23 protein-coding genes are annotated in these 19,989 nt (G+C 59.8%); 6 read left to right on the forward strand and 17 right to left on the reverse strand.

Annotated features, from left to right (window positions below):
* Window position 1 precedes the first annotated feature (1 nt).
* The 5 genes from VWY60_RS14715 to def (VWY60_RS14735) all read right to left on the reverse strand — a co-directional run bounded on the left by VWY60_RS14715 (window position 2) and on the right by def (VWY60_RS14735) (window position 2,824).
* Entirely contained in the window at window positions 2-238 is a 237-nt protein-coding gene (locus tag VWY60_RS14715; protein WP_416534650.1) for a hypothetical protein, read from the reverse strand.
* Window positions 239-249: 11 nt separating this feature from the next.
* Window positions 250-1,155 carry a methionyl-tRNA formyltransferase gene (gene fmt, locus VWY60_RS14720; RefSeq protein WP_416540997.1) on the reverse strand — a complete coding sequence of 302 codons (906 nt, stop codon included), beginning with the start codon at window positions 1,153-1,155 and terminating at the stop codon, window positions 250-252.
* Window positions 1,156-1,226: 71 nt separating this feature from the next.
* Window positions 1,227-1,724, reverse strand: coding sequence for a peptide deformylase (gene def / locus VWY60_RS14725; RefSeq protein ID WP_340546529.1), 498 nt, complete (start codon window positions 1,722-1,724; stop codon window positions 1,227-1,229).
* Entirely contained in the window at window positions 1,721-2,230 is a 510-nt protein-coding gene (gene def, locus VWY60_RS14730; protein ID WP_416540998.1) for a peptide deformylase, read from the reverse strand. The genes def (VWY60_RS14725) and def (VWY60_RS14730) overlap by 4 nt, the downstream gene beginning before the upstream one ends.
* A gap of 72 nt (window positions 2,231-2,302) precedes the next feature.
* Window positions 2,303-2,824 (reverse strand): peptide deformylase, encoded by a 522-nt coding sequence (gene def, locus VWY60_RS14735; protein WP_340546527.1) that lies wholly within the window; start codon window positions 2,822-2,824, stop codon window positions 2,303-2,305.
* A 97-nt stretch (window positions 2,825-2,921) separates the two neighbouring features.
* On the opposite strand from def (VWY60_RS14735), the gene VWY60_RS14740 reads away from it, so the two are divergent.
* On the forward strand, window positions 2,922-4,094 hold the full coding sequence (locus VWY60_RS14740) for a MalY/PatB family protein (protein ID WP_416540999.1): 1,173 nt from the start codon (window positions 2,922-2,924) through the stop codon (window positions 4,092-4,094).
* A 119-nt stretch (window positions 4,095-4,213) separates the two neighbouring features.
* On the opposite strand, the gene VWY60_RS14745 is transcribed toward VWY60_RS14740, so the two are convergent.
* Window positions 4,214-4,576 carry a hypothetical protein gene (locus VWY60_RS14745; RefSeq protein WP_340546525.1) on the reverse strand — a complete coding sequence of 121 codons (363 nt, stop codon included), beginning with the start codon at window positions 4,574-4,576 and terminating at the stop codon, window positions 4,214-4,216.
* 311 nt (window positions 4,577-4,887) lie between these two features.
* On the opposite strand from VWY60_RS14745, the gene VWY60_RS14750 reads away from it, so the two are divergent.
* The 4 genes from VWY60_RS14750 to VWY60_RS14765 all read left to right on the forward strand — a co-directional run bounded on the left by VWY60_RS14750 (window position 4,888) and on the right by VWY60_RS14765 (window position 9,344).
* A complete protein-coding gene (locus VWY60_RS14750; protein ID WP_416541000.1) occupies window positions 4,888-5,862 on the forward strand; it encodes a glutathione S-transferase family protein in 975 nt (324 codons plus the stop codon).
* Window positions 5,863-6,270: 408 nt separating this feature from the next.
* Entirely contained in the window at window positions 6,271-7,224 is a 954-nt protein-coding gene (locus VWY60_RS14755; RefSeq protein ID WP_416541001.1) for a threonine-phosphate decarboxylase, read from the forward strand.
* Window positions 7,221-8,132 (forward strand): adenosylcobinamide-phosphate synthase CbiB, encoded by a 912-nt coding sequence (gene cbiB / locus VWY60_RS14760; protein ID WP_416541002.1) that lies wholly within the window; start codon window positions 7,221-7,223, stop codon window positions 8,130-8,132. The genes VWY60_RS14755 and cbiB overlap by 4 nt, the downstream gene beginning before the upstream one ends.
* 39 nt (window positions 8,133-8,171) lie before the next feature.
* A complete protein-coding gene (locus tag VWY60_RS14765; RefSeq protein ID WP_416541003.1) occupies window positions 8,172-9,344 on the forward strand; it encodes a lytic murein transglycosylase in 1,173 nt (390 codons plus the stop codon).
* Between the two features lie 25 nt (window positions 9,345-9,369).
* Here the strand turns inward: VWY60_RS14765 and VWY60_RS14770 are convergent, their stop codons facing one another.
* The 4 genes from VWY60_RS14770 to VWY60_RS14785 form a co-directional block, all read right to left on the reverse strand.
* On the reverse strand, window positions 9,370-9,741 hold the full coding sequence (locus VWY60_RS14770; RefSeq protein WP_340546520.1) for a hypothetical protein: 372 nt from the start codon (window positions 9,739-9,741) through the stop codon (window positions 9,370-9,372).
* 75 nt (window positions 9,742-9,816) lie between these two features.
* On the reverse strand, window positions 9,817-10,284 hold the full coding sequence (locus tag VWY60_RS14775) for a YbjN domain-containing protein (protein ID WP_416534658.1): 468 nt from the start codon (window positions 10,282-10,284) through the stop codon (window positions 9,817-9,819).
* Window positions 10,285-10,342: 58 nt separating this feature from the next.
* On the reverse strand, window positions 10,343-13,798 hold the full coding sequence (locus tag VWY60_RS14780; RefSeq protein WP_416541004.1) for a chromosome segregation SMC family protein: 3,456 nt from the start codon (window positions 13,796-13,798) through the stop codon (window positions 10,343-10,345).
* A 134-nt stretch (window positions 13,799-13,932) separates the two neighbouring features.
* Complete coding sequence (locus VWY60_RS14785) at window positions 13,933-14,259, reverse strand: hypothetical protein (RefSeq protein ID WP_416538328.1); 327 nt, start codon at window positions 14,257-14,259, stop codon at window positions 13,933-13,935.
* A gap of 159 nt (window positions 14,260-14,418) precedes the next feature.
* On the opposite strand from VWY60_RS14785, the gene VWY60_RS14790 reads away from it, so the two are divergent.
* Entirely contained in the window at window positions 14,419-15,189 is a 771-nt protein-coding gene (locus tag VWY60_RS14790) for a FadR/GntR family transcriptional regulator (RefSeq protein WP_340546517.1), read from the forward strand.
* A gap of 33 nt (window positions 15,190-15,222) precedes the next feature.
* Here the strand turns inward: VWY60_RS14790 and VWY60_RS14795 are convergent, their stop codons facing one another.
* The 7 genes from VWY60_RS14795 to VWY60_RS14825 all read right to left on the reverse strand — a co-directional run bounded on the left by VWY60_RS14795 (window position 15,223) and on the right by VWY60_RS14825 (window position 19,912).
* Window positions 15,223-15,972, reverse strand: coding sequence for an N-acetyltransferase (locus tag VWY60_RS14795; protein WP_416541005.1), 750 nt, complete (start codon window positions 15,970-15,972; stop codon window positions 15,223-15,225).
* 194 nt (window positions 15,973-16,166) lie between these two features.
* Window positions 16,167-16,727: a F0F1 ATP synthase subunit B gene (locus VWY60_RS14800; protein WP_260082157.1), complete on the reverse strand. Its 561-nt coding sequence runs from the start codon at window positions 16,725-16,727 to the stop codon at window positions 16,167-16,169.
* Window positions 16,728-16,731: 4 nt separating this feature from the next.
* Window positions 16,732-17,277, reverse strand: coding sequence for a F0F1 ATP synthase subunit B' (locus VWY60_RS14805; protein WP_260112726.1), 546 nt, complete (start codon window positions 17,275-17,277; stop codon window positions 16,732-16,734).
* Window positions 17,278-17,363: 86 nt separating this feature from the next.
* The gene (locus VWY60_RS14810; protein WP_008562443.1) at window positions 17,364-17,588 is read right to left on the reverse strand and encodes a F0F1 ATP synthase subunit C; all 225 of its coding nucleotides are present in this window, start codon (window positions 17,586-17,588) and stop codon (window positions 17,364-17,366) included.
* Window positions 17,589-17,645: 57 nt separating this feature from the next.
* Window positions 17,646-18,449: a F0F1 ATP synthase subunit A gene (locus VWY60_RS14815; protein ID WP_340546514.1), complete on the reverse strand. Its 804-nt coding sequence runs from the start codon at window positions 18,447-18,449 to the stop codon at window positions 17,646-17,648.
* 27 nt (window positions 18,450-18,476) lie between these two features.
* Complete coding sequence (locus VWY60_RS14820; RefSeq protein ID WP_374015478.1) at window positions 18,477-18,821, reverse strand: AtpZ/AtpI family protein; 345 nt, start codon at window positions 18,819-18,821, stop codon at window positions 18,477-18,479.
* A gap of 197 nt (window positions 18,822-19,018) precedes the next feature.
* On the reverse strand, window positions 19,019-19,912 hold the full coding sequence (locus VWY60_RS14825; protein ID WP_340546512.1) for a DMT family transporter: 894 nt from the start codon (window positions 19,910-19,912) through the stop codon (window positions 19,019-19,021).
* Window positions 19,913-19,989 lie beyond the last annotated feature (77 nt).

The following is a 19,989-nucleotide window of genomic DNA, read 5'->3' on the forward strand; positions in this document are numbered from 1 at the left end:
TTCAGCGGCGCCAGTGAAACGGCACGATGATCAACGCGCCGACGGATGCGGCAATGGCGTTCCAACCCGGTGCGCGAAAGCCGACGCCAAACATGATCACCACAAAATGGAACAGGAACGCGCCGCCAACGCAGATGATGATCGACGAGAGATACCCATTGTGGGTAAAACCGGTGCGCTCCGCCAGGTAGCCGACGATCCCGGCAATAACGACGCTGCCGAACAGGGCCAGAAACATACCCGCCTCCCTTAAAGCTGTGTGCCGCGCGCTACGGGAAAGCCACGCAGGAAAATCTCGCGTTCCTGTGCTCCCTTGCCTGCCCGCTGCAATCGCAACAGCTCAACCGCGCCCTCACCACAGGCAACCCGCAGCGCATCGTCCAGAACGATTCCCGCCACGCCGGCCCCGTCGACAACGCGGGATGCCAACAGCTTTACGCGCTGACCCTCGATCTCGCACCAGGCACCGGGAAACGGAGACAACCCGCGGATCGTCCGATCAACCTCCACCGCGGAGCGTTGCCAGTCGATGCGGGCTTCGGCCTTGTCGATCTTATGGGCATAGGTCACGCCCGCGTCCGGCTGCACCTCAGGTGTCAGGTCAGACAGCCCATCCAGGGCACGGACGATCAGGTCTGCCCCCATTTCCGACAGCCGATCATGGAGCTGGGCGGTGGTTTCCTCCGGGCCAATCTCGGTCGCTTCGCGCAGCAGGACCGGGCCGGTGTCAAGCCCCGCCTCCATCTGCATGATGCAGACGCCAGTTTGACTGTCGCCCGCCATGATGGCGCGGTGAATGGGTGCCGCTCCGCGCCAACGCGGCAGCAGGCTCGCATGGATATTGAGGCAGCCGTGTCTGGGGGCATCCAGCACCGCCTGTGGCAGGATCAAACCATAGGCCACGACCACCGCGACATCCGCCCGTAGATCCGCGAATTCGGCCTGCTGCTCGGCCCCCTTGAGGCTGACCGGGTGACGGACATCAAGACCCAGTTCAATCGCGCGGGCATGAACGGGCGTTGGTCGATCCTTCTTGCCGCGCCCGGCCGGACGGGGCGGTTGGCAGTAGACCGCAGCAATCTCATGACCCGCGTCAACCAGGGCATCCAGCACCGGAACCGAAAACTCCGGCGTCCCCATGAAAACAATACGCATCCGCTGCCCCTTACTCTCAATCCATTCGCCTGAAACAGGCCCCGAACCGCGGGTTTGTCCCCGCACGTGTCTCAGCCATTCAGCTTCTTCGCCTTGCGGATCAGCATATCGCGTTTCACCTTCGACAGCCGGTCAAAATACATACGGCCATTCAGGTGATCGATCTGATGTTGCACGCTGGTGGCCTCGATCCCGACGAAATCCCGTTCGACCACCGCGCCGGTTTCATCCATATATCGCACGGTCACCGCGCGTGGTCGTTTGATTTTGGCCGAGACGCCGGGGAGGTTGGGACTGGCTTCCTCATGTTCCCGAAGCGCGACCGAAGCGTGCAGGATTTCGGGATTCGCCAGCCGGACAGCGCGCCCTCGTTCGCTGGAGCCGTCGACAACTGCCAGTCGCTGCAGGACGCCGATCTGGTTTGCGGCCAAGCCAACACCGGGCATTGCCTCCATCGTGTCGATCATATCCTGCCAGAGGGTCAGCGTATCCTCGGTGATTTCGCTCACGTCCTCGGCGCGGCTGCGCAGATGCTTGTCGGGCCAGGGCAGGCAGGGGCGCACGGTCATCGGGGTGTCTCCAGATTAGTTTCATAGGTGGCAAGGGCCGCATCGCGCGCCTCTGGGTCCACCCGGTCAAAAGTGACACGACCATCAAGATGATCGTATTCATGCTGCACGCAAGCCGCAGCAAACCCGTCAAACCGGCGCTGATGGCGCACGCCCTCCATGTCGGTCCAACCGAGATCTACCCAGGCTGGGCGCGTCACATCGAGACTGAGGCCCCTGATCGACAGGCACCCCTCGGTGCGTGTCGCCATCTCATCGGAAAGGGCGATGATCTCTGGGTTCAGGCAGACCAGCGGGTCGCGCGTGCCTTCCTTCCAGGTCGTATCCATAACAAATACCCGTGCCAGAACACCGACCTGGGGCGCGGCCAGTCCACGACCCGGCGCGGCATACATGGTATCGAGCATATCGCGCACCAGATCCGCAACCTCTGATGGGTCAGTCACCGGCGGAGCTGGGGTGCTCAGCACCGGGTCGGGCCAAGCCCTGATCTGGAGAACCGTCATCTTGTCCACCTTTCCGGGTCAAAGCAGCCGACGTACGCCATCTCGTCCACAGACGGAGCCACCCGCCCAACGTCAGCTACCGCGTCCGCGCTCGCGCTTCAGTTTCTGCATTTTCCGTGTGATCATCTGCCGTTTCAACGGTTTCAGGTAATCAATGAACAGCTTGCCGTTCAAATGGTCGATCTCATGCTGGACGCAGGTCGCCCAAAGACCATCAAAGGTTTCCCGCTGGGGATTGCCGTTGCGATCCATCCATTCGACGTCAACCACCTTGGGGCGTGTCACCTCGGCGTATTGATCGGGAATGGACAGGCAGCCTTCCTCATAGACATTGATGTCATCCGATGCTGCAACCACTTCTGGGTTGAACATGACCAGAGGGCGGGCCGGGCCATCCTCTTCCTTGACACAATCCAGCACGATAAGGCGGTCCAGCACGCCGATCTGCGGCGCGGCAAGGCCGATACCCGGCGCAGCATACATGGTTTCCAGCATGTCGTCGGCCAGCGTGCGCAATGCGTCCGAAAGGTCGGGAACAGCTGGGCATACCTTCTTGAGGCGGGGATCAGGATGGATCAGGATCGGTCGTTTCATGCCGCTGATTTAGGCCATTGACGCCCGCCCTGCAACGGCCCCCTTGCGTGTCGCTGGATTGCCGTTAGCTTCGCCCCTGAACAACGGGAGTTCAGACATGGATTTTGACAAGATCATTGACCGCCGGAATACACATTGCATCAAATGGGACATGATGGAGGATCTCTATGGCGTGCCACGCGACGAAGGTCTGTCGATGTGGGTGGCCGATATGGATTTCGCAGTGCCATCGGTCGTGACCGACAAGATGCGGGAAATGGCCGACCATGGTGTCTATGGCTATGTGAACTGCGACAGCCCCTACCGGTCCGCAATCTGCTGGTGGATGCAGAACCGTCACGGTTGGTCGGTCGACCCCGACGCGATTTTCACGACAACCGGTCTAGTGAACGGCGTCGGTATGTGTCTGGATACCTATACGCAACCGGGTGACGGCATTGTGCTGTTCACGCCGGTCTATCACGCCTTCGCCAAGGTTATTCGCAACGCCGGACGTGAGGTGGTCGAATGCGAACTTGCCGTCAACGATGGGCGCTACGAAATGGATTTTGCGGCCTATGATGCGCAGATGACCGGTTCGGAAAAGATGGTCATCCTCTGCTCTCCCCATAACCCGGTCGGCCGTGTCTGGACCCAGGATGAACTGCGCGGCGTTGCCGATTTTGCCAAGCGGCACGATCTGATCCTGCTCTCCGATGAAATTCATCACGATCTGGTATTCGACGGTGCAACTCATATCCCGATGCAAAACGCGGCACCGGATATCACCGATCGCCTGTTGATGCTGACCGCGCCGTCCAAGACGTTCAACTTTGCCGGTATGCACACCGGTCAGGTCATCATTCCCGATCCCGATCTGCGCGCAAAATTCTCCCGCCGGATGCTGGCGCTGGCGTTGTCGCCGAACTCTCCCGGCCAATGGGCAACGGCTGCCGCCTACTCTCCGGAAGGCGCCGCCTGGGTGGATGAACTGGTGCCCTATCTGGACCGCAACCGGCAGATCTTCGATGCCGCCGTGAACGAGATCCCCGGTCTACATTCAACCCGGCTGGAAGCGACCTATCTGGCCTGGGTCGATTTCTCCGGCACTGGCATGAGCCGCGAGGAGTTCACCGCACGGGTTGAAAACGACGCGAAGATTGCTGCCAACCACGGGCCCAGTTTTGGAACTGGTGGCGGCAGCTTCCTGCGGTTCAACCTAGGCACCCAGCGCGCACGGGTCGAAGAGGCCTGCGAGCGTCTGCGCAGGGCATTCGCCGACCTTCAATAATGCCGGGTGGAAAATCGGTCTCGCTCAGATACGCGAGACCGAGGAGAAAAAACGGGGGCTCTATTTAAGGCCCCCGTTTTCCAATCAAATATCAATATACCCAAGAAAATTCGCCCGGCTTAGAGCCGCAGGTCATCCTGTGCAATCAGCCCCACCGGCGCGTCCGGAGCACGGTAGAAATCCAATGGTGCCTTGTCCGAGGCCGGTGTTGCGCGTTTGAACTCATACCGCATTTCGCCGCCCTCCTCATCAGAGGCAACGATCAGGCATTGGGACAGATGCCGACTGCCGTCAAACAGATCAACCAGGCCCCGCAGCTGCGGTGCATCTGCCGCCTCGATCGAAAAGCCGTCTTTCCACATGCGCAAGACCGGAAACATGTGATCGTCTACAGCCACGCGCAGGCGGCTCTTGCGTTTCATTCCATCCAGCCGCGCGGCATCCAGCGCGTCCAGCACAGACTTCGGAACAAATGTCGTCATCGCAGTGACCTTTCGATCTGGCAAACGCTGGTGTCATCGCATGGCAATAATTCTTCCAGCGCGAGCGGGCGTTTTGCCCGGTTCACCACAAGTGTGAACTTGGAAAGGATAAAATCAAGTGAACTTTTTGAGTCATTTCCACATCTTTCGCGCAGCACCACTTTTGATCTGCGCGTTGCAGGCTGGATACGCCCCTTGTCGCAGCTGTGCACTGGCGCAGGGATGATGCGCGTAAACTGCGATGGGCGCGCGCCCCCGCTCAACCTAGGTTACCTCTCGACATATGTATTCACAGCATACAGGAGACGGTGATGGGCCTCTTGATTGATGGCGTCTGGCACGACCAATGGTACGACACAGCATCAACCGGTGGCGCGTTTAAACGCTCGCAGGCGCAATTTCGAAACTGGATCACCAAAGACGGTCTGGCCGGGCCAACCGGCAAAGGAGGCTTTGCCGCGGAGAGCGGGCGTTATCATCTCTATGTCTCGCTGGCCTGCCCATGGGCGCATCGTGCGCTCATCTTCCGCCAGCTCAAAGGGCTGGCAGATCATGTCAGCGTTTCGGTCGTACACCCGGATATGCTGAACTCAGGGTGGAGTTTTGCCAAGGACGACCACGGCGCGACGGGTGACACGCTGTTCGGGAATGATCATCTCCACCAGATATACACCCGCGCCGACCCACAGTATTCCGGTCGGGTCACCGTGCCAATCCTCTGGGACAAAACGCAAAATACCATCGTTTCCAATGAAAGCGCCGACATCATCCGCATGTTCAACAGCGCCTTCGACGGCATCAGCCACAATGATGATGACTACTGGCCCGAAGAACTGCGCGAACCGATCGAAGCCGTGAACAATCGGGTCTATTCCACCCTGAACAATGGGGTTTACAAATGCGGGTTTGCCACCACGCAGGAGGCCTATGACGCCGCTGTTGAGCCGCTGTTCGAGACCCTCGACTGGCTGGAAGACATCCTGTCCGAACATCGCTTCCTGCTTGGCGACGTGTTGACCGAGGCAGACTGGCGGCTGTTCACCACCCTTGTCCGTTTTGATCCGGTCTATCACCTGCATTTCAAATGCAATCGGCGACGGCTGATCGATTATCCGAATCTCTGGGCCTATACTCGCGCGCTGTATCAATGGCCGGGCGTGGCTGGCACCGTCGGAATGGATCACATCGTGCGCCACTATCACTACAGCCATGAGACCATCAACCCGCATCGGATCATCCCGATCAACCCGCAGATCGACTGGATGGCGCCTCACGGCCGCGACTGACCTGTCAGCCTGCCACTGTCGCATGGTTGCTGCCGTGCCTGCCTGCAACCGCGCATTCGTGGTACGCCGAATGCGCGGGCTACAATCCTCACGTGGTTCACGGATTGTCGCCCATGGATGTTCCTTGCCGCTGTGATCGGCGATCACAACCGTCGATGCGGGAATCGACAGTTGCTCCCGGACAGCCGGTTTCCGGCAAACGAGATATTACGTCCCTATTGTCGGGTATTCGCCAAGCACACCCATAGCGAGATTTCCCGCGCCGCAATCTCCCCGAGATTAGCGAATTGTTGATTGCATGGGGCTATGGTTGCTTTCTCGTCATTGCTGCTCCATACGGCGGTATTGGGTCAGCGGTTTTCTTGGCCCTCGGTTCTGGTTCATTTGTTAAGGCCCAAGATGACAGGCATGCTGGATCTGACAGAGGTCCCTCAGCGGGACCACGGCGGCAACCTTAGTGCCGCTATTTCGGAATATGGTGGTGTAGCCAGAGATTGGGTCGATATTTCGACCGGGATCAACCCCGTGCCATATCCGGTCACTGGCCTGACATCCGCGGATTGGGGTGCCCTGCCCGACCAGGCGGCACAGGCCGATCTGGTTGCCGCAGCGCGCGCCTTCTGGAAGGTGCCGAAAGATGCAAAAATCCTCGCTGCCCCAGGCGCCTCGGCGCTGATTGCCGCCATTCCGGCCTTGGCTGACCCACGGTGGGTGCAGATCACGCCACCGACCTATAACGAACATGCCGCTGCCTTTACCACTCACGGGTGGCAGACCGTCACCGGGGGCCCGGCAGAGGCGCGGGTTCTGGTCCATCCAAACAATCCCGACGGACGCCGGTGGAGTGCTGAGGATGCACAGGCCCCGCTGGTCGTGATTGATGAGAGTTTTTGCGATGTCTGCCCTGAGGACAGCCTTATTCATCTTGCAGATCGCCCGGGCGTTATCATCCTCAAGAGTTTCGGCAAATTCTGGGGCCTCGCGGGCCTGCGGCTTGGCTTTGCTATCGGCGACCCCTGCCTGATCGACGGTCTAGCAGCTTGGCAAGGCCCCTGGGCGGTCTCCGGTCCGGCCTTGCGCATCGGCGCGCAGGCCTTGCGGGACGAGGACTGGGCCACCACCACACGGCTGAGGCTGCGGCAGGATGCCGAGCGCCTGGATCAGATGCTCATCGCCAAGGGCGCCCAGATTGTCGGTGGCACCGATTTGTTCCGCCTATATGATGTGGACGACGCTGCGGCCTGGCAGACCCAGCTTGCACGCGCACATATCTGGACGCGTATTTTCCCCTATTCAAAAAACTATCTGCGTCTCGGCCTGCCCACAGGGGATGGCTGGGCGAGGCTTGAGGCGGCTCTGTGACAACTGCGGAACTGCTTATACCGGCCTTACTGCTGGATGCTGTTTTTGGCGAACCACGCTGGCTCTGGACGCGGCTGCCGCACCCTGCGGTTTTGATGGGGCGTGCGGTTGAGCTTACCGACCGGTCGCTCAACACCGGCAAACAACGCAAGGCCAAAGGTGTTCTGGCCATCGTCCTTCTGGTTCTTGGGGCAGGCTGGCTTGGCTGGGTTCTGTCGCTGTTTGGGCCGGTCATGCAGTTTCTGGTAGCTGCGGTTCTGCTGGCACAACGATCGCTTTGCGAACACGTCGAAGCAGTTGCCCACGGCCTGCGCCACGATCTCGCAGAGGGTCGTACGGCGGTTTCTATGATCGTCAGCCGCGATACCACCGGCATGACAACCCCGCAGATCGCGCGGTCAGCCATCGAAAGCGGTGCCGAAAATTTCTCCGACGGGGTGATCGCCCCCGCATTCTGGTTTCTTGTGGGTGGCCTGCCCGGGCTGATGATCTACAAGATCACCAATACAGCCGACAGCATGATTGGCTATAAAACGCCGCGCCACAGAAATTTTGGTTGGGCAGCTGCACGGCTGGATGACGCGCTGAACCTGATACCGGCGCGGCTGTCAGCGTTGATGATCGCAGCCGTTGGTCGCGTGCTGCCAAGCTGGCCCGAAATTGCACAGGACGCAGGCCGCCATCGCTCCCCGAATGCAGGCTGGCCCGAGGCTGCGATGGCACGCGCGCTTCAGGTCGCGCTGGCCGGGCCCCGCTCCTACGATGGAAAAATGCAGGATTTTCCTTGGGTCAATGCTGTCGGCTCCAAAAGCGCCAGTGCCCATAGTATCACCCGTTGCGTTCGTCTGCTTTGGATGTCTTGGGCGCTGGGGCTTGCGCTAACGGTTGCCATTGCCGCGCTATTGTAGCTAACAAGGGGCAGCACTCTCAAAAAGGACACGCCAACCGTGTTGCGCCCCAGCCTTCTCGCCCTCGTCTCATTCCTGCTCCCTCTTCAGGCCCAAGCACAATGTGGCGGCGGATTTCGCAATTTCGTCCAGTTGATGAAAGAAGAAGCGCTGACCGGCGGATATGATAGCGCTACGGTGAACCGGTTCTTCGAAGGTGTTCGGCAGGATCAGTCGGTCCTGAAAGCGGACCGCGCGCAGGGTGTATTCCAAAAACCGTTCATCGAATTTTCGCGGCGCCTGATTTCCAAAAACCGGCTGGACCGGGGTCTGGCGATGGCGCGCAAATATGATACGACCTTCCGCCGGATCGAGACGACCTATGGCATAGATCGCAGCGTGCTGCTTGCGTTCTGGGCCTTCGAAACCGACTATGGCGCCGTTCAAGGGGATTTCAACACGCTGAACGCCCTTGTAACCCTATCCCATGACTGCCGCCGACCGGAGCTGTTCCGCCCGCAGGTGTTTGCGGCGCTGGAACTGTTTCGTCAGGGCAACTTTGATCCACACCGCACCACCGGCGCCTGGGCGGGCGAAATTGGAATGGTGCAGATGCTGCCCGGCGATATCCTCGAAAACGGGGTCGATGCTGATGGTGACGGCCTCGTCAGCCTCAAGACCTCCGCTCCCGATGCGCTGATGTCCGGGGCGAAGATGTTGTCGCATTTGGGCTGGCGGCCCGGCGAACCCTGGTTGCAGCAGGTGACAATACCCGAAGATCTGGACCTCCGCCTGAGTGGTGTTCATCACAAGCAGACAGTCGGCGATTGGCGGGCTTTGGGCGTGCGGTCCCGGTCCGGTCGGCTGGCAGCCACCGGCACCAAGGCTGCACTCATTCTGCCACAGGGTCACAAAGGGCCTGCCTTCTTGGCCTATCCGAACTTCGACGTCTATTTCGAGTGGAACCAGAGCTTTACCTATGTGCTGACGGCGGCATATTTCGCCACCCGCCTGTCAGGAGCCGCCCCCTATGATGCGGGCGCACCTGATACAGGTCTTGTGGCCAAGCAGATGGAACAGCTTCAGCGCAAACTCATCGCGCGGGGCCATGACGTCGGCAATGTGGATGGCATCCTTGGCGCCAAGACACGGATCGCGGTGCAAAAAGAGCAGGAGCGCCTGGGCTTACCAGCCGACGCCTGGCCGACCGAAACGCTGCTGTCGCGTCTCTGATCAGCTGGTGCAGCACCCCTGATATTCACCGGATCGAGCGCACCGGGAACCTCTGACCGTCGGAGGTGATTACCACCGTGCGGTCACGGTTTGTCACATATTGATCGCAGCGTGAGGCGCCGTTGACAAAGGTTACGCATATGAGGCCGTCCGGCTTGACGCTGTAGCTGCCCCAGGCCGTACCTCCGCCATTCTTCGCAGAATATGTGTAGGCGTAGGCCCCATCCGAGCCGAACAGCGCCTCGCCATCATCGTAAAAGACAAAGGAACGTCCGGGCAGCGCCGCCAAGGCCTCGGCATCAAAAGGTCGGTCTCCGCTGCGCATCGCACCGTCTTGGGCCGACACGGTACCGAAGCCGGCAACTGCAGCAAGGAAAACATAAAAGGCCAGCAACATGGGGTATCTCATGCAGCCAGCCTAGCGGTATTTCAGAGTCTGATCTGTCACGTTTCGGTGACGAAACCTTCTGGGTCACCAATCAATGAATTCTTCGAATTCCTGAATGATCCGGGACCAGTAGCTCAAGAGCTCGGCGAAATCGTCCGGGTTCATCCCGCTTTTGCCAAGATAGACGTCCAGCTCAACCCGAGCGGATCCCTCGTCCGAGATATAAGCACGGCCAAAGCGGTTCTCCGTGTTCCATTCGTTGATCTTCGCCACACGCACGCCGCCATCCGTCTGGTAGCCCGAAAAGAACTGTATCGCATCGCAGTTCCTATTGTTCTCGCAGCCATAGAAATAGATTGAGAAGTCATTGCCGTAATAGTCGACCTTTAGCTTGGGGTCGCCCACATCGTCAGTTGTGACCTCAAAATCGACCCCTTCAGTCTCAAAAAAATTTGCAAGCGTGGTTGCATCCTTCGCAAGGATATTTTCAGCGTGCCCCAGACCAGGAATGGCGACCAGGGCTGCGGCTGTCAGTAGAGAAAGAAATTTCATTGCAAATCCTGTCATTGTCGCGACGACGATAGAACCAGCGGCCTTGTTGAACAAGGGTTCAGGCGACCAGAGATTCGGCCTTCTTGAGATCGACAGATACCAGCTGGCTCACGCCTTTCTCCTGCATGGTCACGCCAAACAACCGATCCATCCGCGCCATGGTCACCGCGTGGTGCGTGATGATCAGAAAACGGGTGTCGGTCTGTCGGCACATCTCATCCAGAAGATCACAGAAACGGGTGACATTGGCATCATCCAGAGGTGCGTCGACTTCGTCCAACACACAGATCGGTGCCGGGTTCGACAGAAACACCGCAAAAATCAAAGCCATGGCGGTCAGAGTCTGTTCTCCGCCGGACAACAGTGAGAGCGTTGACAGCTTCTTACCCGGTGGCTGGCACATGATCTCAAGCCCGGCGTCCAGCGGGTCGTCACTTTCGACCATAACCAGATTGGCCTCGCCGCCGCCGAACAGATGGGTGAACAGCATGGTAAAGCTGGCGTTCACCTCCTCAAAGGCGGTCAGAAGCCGTTCACGTCCCTCACGATTGAGGCTGGCGATCCCTGCGCGCAATGTCTTCACCGCCTCTTCCAGGTCGGCTTTCTCGGTGACCAGCTGGTCATGCTCTTCCTGCACCACACGGGCGTCTTCTTCGGCGCGCAGATTGACGGCTCCCAGCGCATCGCGCTGGCGCTTGTGACGGTTGACCTCCGCTTCCAGCTCCTCTGCATTGGGCATGTCTTCAGGCGTGGCATCAAGGCGGGCCAACAGGTCGTCCGGCACGGTCTGCTGTTCCTCACGGATCCGCGCCTCCGCATGTCCCACCGCCTCACGGGCGGCATCGCAACGCGCTTCGGAGCGGGCTCGTGCTTCGCGTGCCTCTGACGCAAGGCGCGCGCACTCGCGCTCGGCCTGTACAGCATCGCGCAACACGGTTTCAGCGCCGATCAGCGCGTCCGACGCGGCAGCCTTGCGCGCCTCTGCCTCTTCAATCGCGGCATTCAGTTCGTCATGTCTCTCCGCAATTTCAGCTGGAACCGCATGGGCCTCTTCCAGCTCGTCTTCTGTTGCCGCGCGACGCTCGGTCAGCTCGGCAATGCGCCTCTCGGCGCTGTCCAGACGATGACGCCAGCCGGAGAGCTCTTTGGTCACCTGCTGTCCGCGTGCGGTCCGAGCCTCGCCTTCGCGACGCAATTCATCCTGCGTTGATCGATGCGTCAGCATAGTGATCCGCGCGGCTTCGACCGCTTGCTTCACATCCTCGACCTTGGCGCGCGCTTCGGAGAGGTCTTCAAGGCCCTCCACCGCAGTCTCAGCCTCAGCCAGCTGCGCCTTTGCCGCCACTGCATCCTCGTCATGGCGGGTCACTGCAATGCTGAGAGTTTCAAGTTTGCCTTCGGAGAGGTTGCGGTGGCTTTCGGCCCTGCTCAGCGCACGCGCGGCATCGGCGACGCGCTGATCCGCGACCCGGCGCGCCTGACGGGCGGCCTGATCAGCGGCGGTCACCTCCTCAAGCTTTCGCATCAGGACCTCATGTGCCGCCCTGGCGCCATCGGCACGCGCTCCTACATGCTCCATGTCCTGTTTCAGCGTCTCGAGACGGTTCATCTGCTCCAAACGCAGCGCTGCAGCACTGGGTGCATCCTCCGCCCAGGCGCGGAACCCGTCCCAGCGCCACAGATCCCCCTCCAATGTCACAAGACGCTGCCCCGGCAACAAGCGCGAATGCAGGTCTCTTGCGGCATCACTGTCGACCAGACCAACCTGCGAAATCCGGCGCTGCAGCGCTGCCGGGCAGCTGACATGCAGAGACAGCGGCACAGCGCCCGCAGGCAGAGCCGCATCGCCGTCATAAGGCGGCAGGGTAACCCATCCACTTGGCCCGTCGATCTCAGCAAGAGGCGCACGCAGATCATCTGCCAGCGCCGCCCCGAGTGCCTTTTCATAACCGGCGGCGACACGCATTTCATCCAGAACATGCCCGCCCTCGGCAGTGTCACGTTCCACCAGCTTCGCAAGGGCCGTCACCTCAGCACGCAGCGCACCCAGCTCTCCTTCGGCTTCGGAGCGGCGAGCACGGGCCTCTGCTTCTCGCGATTGGGTGTCATTGCGGGCTTCATCCGCCGCCGCGAGGGTTTCATCTGCCAGTTCAGCAGCCGCGCGCGTCTCTTCTTCAGCGCCGACTGCCGCTTCAAATGCGGCCTCGGCTTCGGCCAGTGTTTCGCGGGCGGCCGCCATCGCCTCGCGGGAACTGCCGCCTTCCTCTTCCGCACGACTCAGTGCGCGACGGCAATCCTCAACCTGGCGCTGCGCGGACTGGTGGCGCGCGGCTAACCGTGCCACATCTTCGGTCAAACTCGTCAGATGCTCTTCGCGCGCCTGAAGAACAGATCCGGCCTCGCGGGATCGCTCAACGGCTTCGGCCATGCGGTCATCATGGCCAATGGCCGCCCGCGCCAATTCGCGCTGTTCCCAGTCCAGCCGCTCGATTGTCTCGCCGGCATCCCGGTTCAGCCCGCTTTCACGTTCGATATCAAGGCCCAACTGCGCCACACGGTTGGTCAGCGTCTCGATTGTCTGGCGTGCCTGTGACTCTTGATCGCTCAGCGCATCGCGCTGCACGAACAGACGTTGCAGGACCGCCGCTGCGATCGCTTCTTCCTCGCGCAGAGGCGGCAATGCGCCCTCTGCTTCTAGTCGCTTCCCATCTGCGACACGGGCTAGCGCCTCGGCCTTGGCGGCCTGCGTCTCACGCGCGCGTAGGACATCTTCTGCCTCAAGCCGCGCGTCATCGGCCTCGCGCCAGCGGCGATACAGCAACATCCCCTCCGCCCGGCGCAGCTGCTCACCGATATCACGATAGCGCTGCGCCTGTCGGGCCTGACGGGCCAGTTGCGAAAGCTGAGCAGCCAGTTGCTCGATCACGTCATCCACGCGCAGCAGGTTCTGTTCGGTGTTCTTGAGCTTCAGTTCAGCCTCATGCCGCCTCTGGTAGAGTCCCGAAATACCTGCAGCCTCCTCCAGAATACGCCGCCGGGCCTTCGGTTTGGCATTGATCAGTTCGGCAATCTGTCCCTGTCGAACCAACGCTGGCGAATGTGCGCCGGTCGAGGCATCAGCAAACAGCATCTGCACGTCGCGGGCGCGCACATCCTTACCATTGGTCTTGTAGGCACTGCCAACATCACGGGTGATGCGGCGCAGAATTTCCAGATTGTCACTTTCGTTGAACCCGGACGGCGCAAGCCGCTCGCTATTGTCGATTTGCAGGCTGACCTCAGCAAAGTTACGCGCAGGCCGGGAACTTGTCCCCGCAAAGATCACGTCCTCCATGCCACCGCCGCGCATGGCCTTCGGGCGGTTTTCGCCCATCACCCAACGCAGCGCCTCGAGCAGGTTCGATTTGCCGCAGCCATTTGGCCCGACAACCCCAGTCAGGCCATCCGCGATCAGCAGATCCGTTGGGTCCACAAAGCTCTTGAAGCCATTCAGTCTGAGTTTCGAGAAGCGCAAGCCGATATCCTATGATTCATTGGGGTCCAAGTGTCATGGGTTTGTTACACCACTGTCAATGTGGCCGCCCCCCAAATCCGCTAGCTCAGCGCGATATCGCCACCATATATTGTGGATAACTTTCTATTTCCCGCTTAACCGGCTACGCAGTCCAATCGCCCGACCAGCACGGCCTGATCGCCCAGTACATAGCCCACGCTACACCCACTGGCCAATTCCATGGCACGGGCCGCCCGACCTCTGATCGGTCCAAGCCGCGGCGCATACTGTGGGTTGACGCGAACGGCTTCTGCCAACCGACCGCGCATCCTGACATCAAAAACGCTGCCGTCCACGGCAATCCTCTGCACGGTCTGGCCCCGAAAATGCGGGCTTGCGGTATCGCAGGCGGCAAGTAATACGACAAGGAGGAATGTAAAAATCGAGCGGAATAGAACCGTGGATCTGGCCGGGTCGAACATGCGTATCACCGTGACGGTTGTGACAAATTCTTCGGTCTTGCTCTCACAGCTAGCATGGAACGCGCAGGTTGTCTGCCGAATGGATGCCGCCCTCTTGCAGCCGCACCTGCCGCGTGGTCATATGTTTTGACCAATAACGCACCTCAGAAGGCAATCATCATGCCCTTTCAAAAAGTTCAGCCCGAAAAACTCTCTGCTTCAGTGGTGCGCCAGATCGAACAGTTCATTCTGCGAGGCATCCTGACACCGGGCGAGCGGTTGCCTGCGGAACGCGAACTGGCGGAGCGTCTGGGCGTATCGCGGCCATCCCTACGGGACGCGCTGGCAGAATTGCAGAGCCGAGGCCTGCTCACGTCGCGGGCCGGTGCCGGTGTTTTTGTTGCCGATGTGCTCGGCTCAGCCTTTTCGCCTGCCCTGGTGCAGCTCTTTGCCAGCCATGATGAGGCCGTTTTCGACTACCTCAGCTTTCGCCGGGACATGGAAGGCCTCGCGGCGGAGCGCGCGGCCAAATACGGTTCCGACTATGATCTTCAGGTCATTCAGACCATCTTTGAAAAGATGGAACAGGCCGGTGATCCTGCCACTTCAGAGGAAGCGGCAGCTCTGGACGCGCAGTTCCATTCCGCGATCATGGATGCGAGCCACAATGTCGTCATGCTGCATATGATGCGGTCGATGTTCGACCTGCTGCGGGAGGGAGTCTTCTACAACCGCCAGATCATGTTCCAACAGCACACCACGCGCGAGGCCCTGCTCGCGCAGCACAGCGCCATCAACGCCGCTTTGCAGGCGCGCGACCCGGATGCAGCGCGGGCGGCGGTCGAAACCCATCTGGATTACGTGAAACAGGCGCTCAGCGACCATCAGCGCACCCTGCGTAACGCGGAAATCGCCAAGCAGAGGCTTGAGCACGAAATCAGCAAGTCCTGAGCCAGGCGCCGCCCCCATTCAGCACGGCCGGGATCAGGCTTCGGGCATGGACGCGAGCCACTCCGCCACGACCTCTTCGGGGTATCCTCGGTGGAAATGCGACTTCCACGGGTAGGCTGGCCGATCGGTGCCGTCTTTCAGCCGGACCTTATTCGCATCCCCCCTGTCGACCGCCGGGTTCCCAACCGCGATCCGATGATCTGCAACATCTCTCGTGACTGCGCTACAGGCTCCAACCAGGGCACCCTCGCCGACAGTCACCCCGGGGAGGACGGTTGTCATCGTGGCAATCACAGCAAATGACTTGATCCGAGCGCCAAGCAATACCTCGCTGGGCGGATGGGGGTCATTGGTCAGCACAACATAGGGAAAGATCCAGACATAATCGTCGATGACGCTCTTTTGGCCGATATGGACATTGCTGTGCAGCCGGACGTAATCACCAACCGCGCAATGGCCCTGAATATCGCCCAGAGTGCCTATCTGGAAACCGCGTCCGGCCGAGGTCAGTTCACGGACGGTGACACGATGACCGGTCACCAGCCCCTCTCCAAAAGTCGAGCTTTCATAGAAAACGCTGTGTGAACGTATGTTGGAGCGTGCCGAGATCCGCAGCGGCGACCCATCCCCAAGCCGGGTTTCAACGCCGAGTTCGCAATTGCTTCCTATGCTTGTGCCCTCACCGATCTCGACATTGTCATGGATGATCGAGAACGGACCGATTTCCACGCTTGGGTGAATCTTGGCATTGGGGCTGACAATGGCCGTCGGGTGGGCGCGCATGTGAGTCTCCTTCGGGACTTGGAGGCCCGAGCTCCGGCTCGGGATCTTGGCTCACTTCTATCGTTCGGCCCGCGTCCGATCCACCATTTAGGTCAGCAATCGCGCCACTCCAATGGCCGAGCCCACAGCTGGGCGAACAAAAAACCCGGCCACATGAGCCGGGTTTTTTAATACGCGCCGATAACAAGTGCAGGTTAGTGCAGCTTGGCGTCCACGTCAGCGATAGCAGCGTCGATCAGCTTGTTGGCTTCTGTCGCTGTCATCTGCTTCGAAATCACAGCATCCGCCGCCGCAATAGCAACGAGGATGGCCTGATCGCGTACTTCTTTCACCGCAGAATCCTGCGCTGCCTTGATCTGCTCCTCGGCAGCCGTCATACGACGGGCGATCGAGACTTCCAGATCCGCCTTGGCCTGCTCAGCCGCCTTGGCAGCATCTTCACGTGCCGAAGCAACGATCCGGTCAGCCTGCGCCTGAACTTCCTGCTGCTTACGTTCGTAAGACGCCAGAATGGTCTGGGCTTCTTCACGCAGGGCACGGGCCTCTTCGAGGTCCTTCTTGATGCCTTCCGCACGGGCGTCAAGCTGACCCCCCAGCAGACCGGGCACCTTGGCATAGAGCAGAATACCGACGAACAGCAGGAACGCGAGCGTCACGACAAAGTCGGTGTTGCTCATCGACAGGAACGGGCCAGACGCCGCAAACGCGGGGCTGGTGGCACCAAAGGTCAGAGCAAGAGCCAATACTGAGCGCATGTTCTTATCCTTTCATCCGGTCGGCAACCGCGGCTGCGACGGCTTTTTCGTCTGCCTTGCCGCCAAATGCGGCGACGATTTCGGCGGCGGTATCTACAGCGACGGCTTCGACGCTGGCGATGGCACCGGCCTTGATCTCGGCGATGACGGCTTCTGATTCAGTTGCTTTGGCCGATATCTGTGCGTCTGCCTTGGCAATGGCCTCATCCAGATCTGCCTGGATTTCCGCACGGGTCTCAGCAGCGATGCGCTGAGCCTCGGCACGGGCATCCGCCAGAGCTTGATTGTAAGCGGTTTCGGCCTCAACGGCTTTGGCCTTCAGGTCTTCAGCCGCGGCGAGGTCGTTGGTAATGGTTCCCTGACGCTCGGCCAACACTGCCGCAATGCGGGGCAGCGCGATGCGCGACAGGATAAAATAGATCACGACGAGCGTGACCACGAGCCAGAAGATCTGGTTCGCATAGGTCGAGAAGTCCAGCTGCGGCATGCCGCCCGAACCGTGGGCAGCCTCTGCGGCACCGTGACCTGCGTCCTGCGTCTGAGTTGCCATGTCGTCCTCCTAGGGAACTTGCCGTTACACCGGGCGGCGCAGTCGTCCACACCGCCCGGCCGTAAGGAAAATGGTTCCGAAGGGTCTTAGACGGCGAACATCAGCAGCAGAGCGACCAGGAACGAGAAGATGCCCAGAGCTTCTGCAAATGCGATGCCGATGAAGAGGGTTGCGGTCTGGGAAGCAGCCGCGGAGGGGTTGCGCAGAGCGCCTGCCAGGAAGTTAGCAGCAACATTGCCAACACCCAGTGCAGCAATACCAGTACCCATGCCAGCCAGGCCAGCGCCGATGTGTGCGAGTTCGCCTTCCATTGTGTATCTCCTTACGATTGGAAGTTGAGGATCTTGTTGTTCGGACCTAACCGCGACTTAATGCGACGGATGAAGCGCGTCCTTCAGGTACACGCAGGTCAGAATTGTGAACACGTAGGCCTGAATGAAGGCCACGAGAACTTCGAGTGCGTAAACCGCGGTGATGGCAAAGATCGGCAGGAAGCTGAACAGGCCCAATGCGCCTGCAAAACCTGCGAATACCTTCAAAACCGCGTGGCCAGCCATCACGTTACCTGCAAGACGAATGCAATGGCTGACGGGGCGCACGAAATAGGAAATCAGTTCGATGATCGCGAGCACCGGGCGCAGCGCCAACGGTGCGGAGCTGACCCAGAACAGGCCCAGGAACTTGGTGCCGTGCAGCACAAAGCCGGTCACGGTCACGGTCACAAAAACCAGCATCGCTAGAACCGCAGTTACGGCAAAATGCGAGGTGGTGGTGAAGCTGCCGGGGATCAGGCCCAGCATGTTCGCGGTCAGGATGAACATGAACAGGGTCATGATGTAGGGGAAGAACTTCAGACCGTCTTTACCGGTGACGTCTTCGACCATCTTGTAGATGAACCCGTAGGCAAGTTCAGCAACCGACTGAATGCGCGACGGAACAATCGCGCGCTTGGACGATCCCAGTACCATCAGAGCGAAGATTGCGACAATCGCCAGCCCCATCCACAGGGTCACGTTGGTCGGGGTGTAGAAGTTCAGCTCTGCTGCGCCACCCAGCGGCTTTACCAGGAACTGGTCAGTCGGGTGAATCTGGAGCCCCGGAATAGCGGGCGCAAAGAACAGCCCAGACGCAAGTACCAGCAGAAAAGCTGCACCAAAGATTAGTTTGCCCATTGTCCCGTTTCTCCTGTCGCCGGGGGATCAATCCCGGTCTTGCGCATCTTGTTCGGCCATTTCGGCCAGTTTCTTTTCCTGGATCTCTTGCGCGCTGCGGAGCATTGTCTTTACCCCGGCCGCCAAACCCAGCATTGTGAACAGCACCAGAAAGATCGGTATGGTCCCAAAAAGAAGATCCAAACCGTACCCGATGCCAAAGCCGATCATCAGACCGGCCACCAATTCAATCACCATTCTCCAGGCATCGCTTGCCGTCGAATAATGTTCGTCCACACGTGGCTTGGGCTCATGGGCCTTACGCGCCTCTGCCAGCCTGGCCTCGAGCTGCGCCAAACGCTGCTTTTCCGGCTCTTGTGACACGGGCGCCATCCTCACGTGAATTCTGATGCGGTGCTAAGGAGTCCTAGGTCCAGAGTCAACAACGCAGATTGCACTGCGGCAGGACGCGCAAGATACTGAAAATAATAAATATTAAAGACAACCCCTCTTGGCCGCGGATGACTTTTCGTTGCGGCCCCGTGAAACTCACCCTGAAAACTCATATTCAACCAAAAGGTTGATTTTCCTCAGAGCGCGGGTTTGCGCCGGATTTTGCCAACCAAACGGCCGTCGATCATCACCAGCCCGAGCAAGATCGCAGCCATGCCCGCCAGATGCTCCACTTTAAGAGGTTCCTGAAGCACCCAGGCCCCCATCACCAAAGCCGAAACCGGCGCAATCAAGGTGGGCAGGGTAATATTGGTTGGCCCCACCCGCGGCAGAACCCAGTAGAACAGGATAAAGGCGGCGGAGGTCAGAATGAAACCAATCACCAGCAGCGCACCCCAGGTCTCCAGCCGTGTGATGACAGGCACGCCTTCGGCCCAGATCGCAAGCGGCGCGATCGCGGCTGTTGCTCCGGTCAGGGCGATGGCAACCAGGACCACCGGATCCATATCGCGAAACTGCCGGGCAATATTGACTGAGAACGCATAGCACAGCGGCGCACAAAGCGTCACGAGCACGGCCCATATCTCGGATTGCCGCCCCCCTTGCAAAAGCGGCAACGACAGCACCAGAATACCGAGGAACCCAAACATCACACCCATTGATTTCAGCACTGTCGCCCGCTCTCCACCCGGCCAGAAATGCGCCACAACAACTGCTAGCGCCGGGGTAAAGGCATTGAGAATCCCGGCCACGCCGCTGGCAATATGCTGCTGACCCAGTGCGTAAAAGGCAAAGGGCGCAGCGTAGCTCAATACGCCGAAGCCAAACAAAGCCAACCAGCGCGACGGTTGCTCCGGCACCCGTTTGCGGGCCGCCAAAACATAGATCCAGCATCCAAGCGCCCCAAAGCCGACACGGCCCATCGAAACCGACAGCGGCCCCAACTCGCGCAGCAGCACAGCGTTGAACATGAAGGACATGCCCCAACCGATGCCCAGCACAAAGATCGCCGCCCAATATTTCAGTGCCATGTCACGTCTCTCCGGTGCTGCAATCTCTGACCCGGGAGTTATGGGGTTCACAGCTTGGGATTGTCGACCCGCATTCT

The organism is Phaeobacter sp. JH20_26, from assembly GCF_048056275.1.
GTDB classification, from domain to species: Bacteria; Pseudomonadota; Alphaproteobacteria; order Rhodobacterales; family Rhodobacteraceae; genus Phaeobacter; species Phaeobacter bryozoorum.

Coding starts and splice junctions, on each gene's coding strand:
- VWY60_RS14715 (WP_416534650.1), bottom strand. CDS start 238: ATGTTTCTGGCCCTGTTCGGCAGCGTCGTTATTGCCGGGATCGTCGGC.
- fmt (WP_416540997.1), bottom strand. CDS start 1,155: ATGCGTATTGTTTTCATGGGGACGCCGGAGTTTTCGGTTCCGGTGCTG.
- def (WP_340546529.1), bottom strand. CDS start 1,724: ATGACCGTGCGCCCCTGCCTGCCCTGGCCCGACAAGCATCTGCGCAGC.
- def (WP_416540998.1), bottom strand. CDS start 2,230: ATGACGGTTCTCCAGATCAGGGCTTGGCCCGACCCGGTGCTGAGCACC.
- def (WP_340546527.1), bottom strand. CDS start 2,824: ATGAAACGACCGATCCTGATCCATCCTGATCCCCGCCTCAAGAAGGTA.
- VWY60_RS14740 (WP_416540999.1), top strand. CDS start 2,922: ATGGATTTTGACAAGATCATTGACCGCCGGAATACACATTGCATCAAA.
- VWY60_RS14745 (WP_340546525.1), bottom strand. CDS start 4,576: ATGACGACATTTGTTCCGAAGTCTGTGCTGGACGCGCTGGATGCCGCG.
- VWY60_RS14750 (WP_416541000.1), top strand. CDS start 4,888: ATGGGCCTCTTGATTGATGGCGTCTGGCACGACCAATGGTACGACACA.
- VWY60_RS14755 (WP_416541001.1), top strand. CDS start 6,271: ATGCTGGATCTGACAGAGGTCCCTCAGCGGGACCACGGCGGCAACCTT.
- VWY60_RS14770 (WP_340546520.1), bottom strand. CDS start 9,741: ATGTTGCTGGCCTTTTATGTTTTCCTTGCTGCAGTTGCCGGCTTCGGT.
- VWY60_RS14775 (WP_416534658.1), bottom strand. CDS start 10,284: ATGAAATTTCTTTCTCTACTGACAGCCGCAGCCCTGGTCGCCATTCCT.
- VWY60_RS14785 (WP_416538328.1), bottom strand. CDS start 14,259: ATGTTCGACCCGGCCAGATCCACGGTTCTATTCCGCTCGATTTTTACA.
- VWY60_RS14790 (WP_340546517.1), top strand. CDS start 14,419: ATGCCCTTTCAAAAAGTTCAGCCCGAAAAACTCTCTGCTTCAGTGGTG.
- VWY60_RS14795 (WP_416541005.1), bottom strand. CDS start 15,972: ATGCGCGCCCACCCGACGGCCATTGTCAGCCCCAATGCCAAGATTCAC.
- VWY60_RS14800 (WP_260082157.1), bottom strand. CDS start 16,727: ATGCGCTCAGTATTGGCTCTTGCTCTGACCTTTGGTGCCACCAGCCCC.
- VWY60_RS14805 (WP_260112726.1), bottom strand. CDS start 17,277: ATGGCAACTCAGACGCAGGACGCAGGTCACGGTGCCGCAGAGGCTGCC.
- VWY60_RS14810 (WP_008562443.1), bottom strand. CDS start 17,588: ATGGAAGGCGAACTCGCACACATCGGCGCTGGCCTGGCTGGCATGGGT.
- VWY60_RS14815 (WP_340546514.1), bottom strand. CDS start 18,449: ATGGGCAAACTAATCTTTGGTGCAGCTTTTCTGCTGGTACTTGCGTCT.
- VWY60_RS14820 (WP_374015478.1), bottom strand. CDS start 18,821: ATGGCGCCCGTGTCACAAGAGCCGGAAAAGCAGCGTTTGGCGCAGCTC.
- VWY60_RS14825 (WP_340546512.1), bottom strand. CDS start 19,912: ATGGCACTGAAATATTGGGCGGCGATCTTTGTGCTGGGCATCGGTTGG.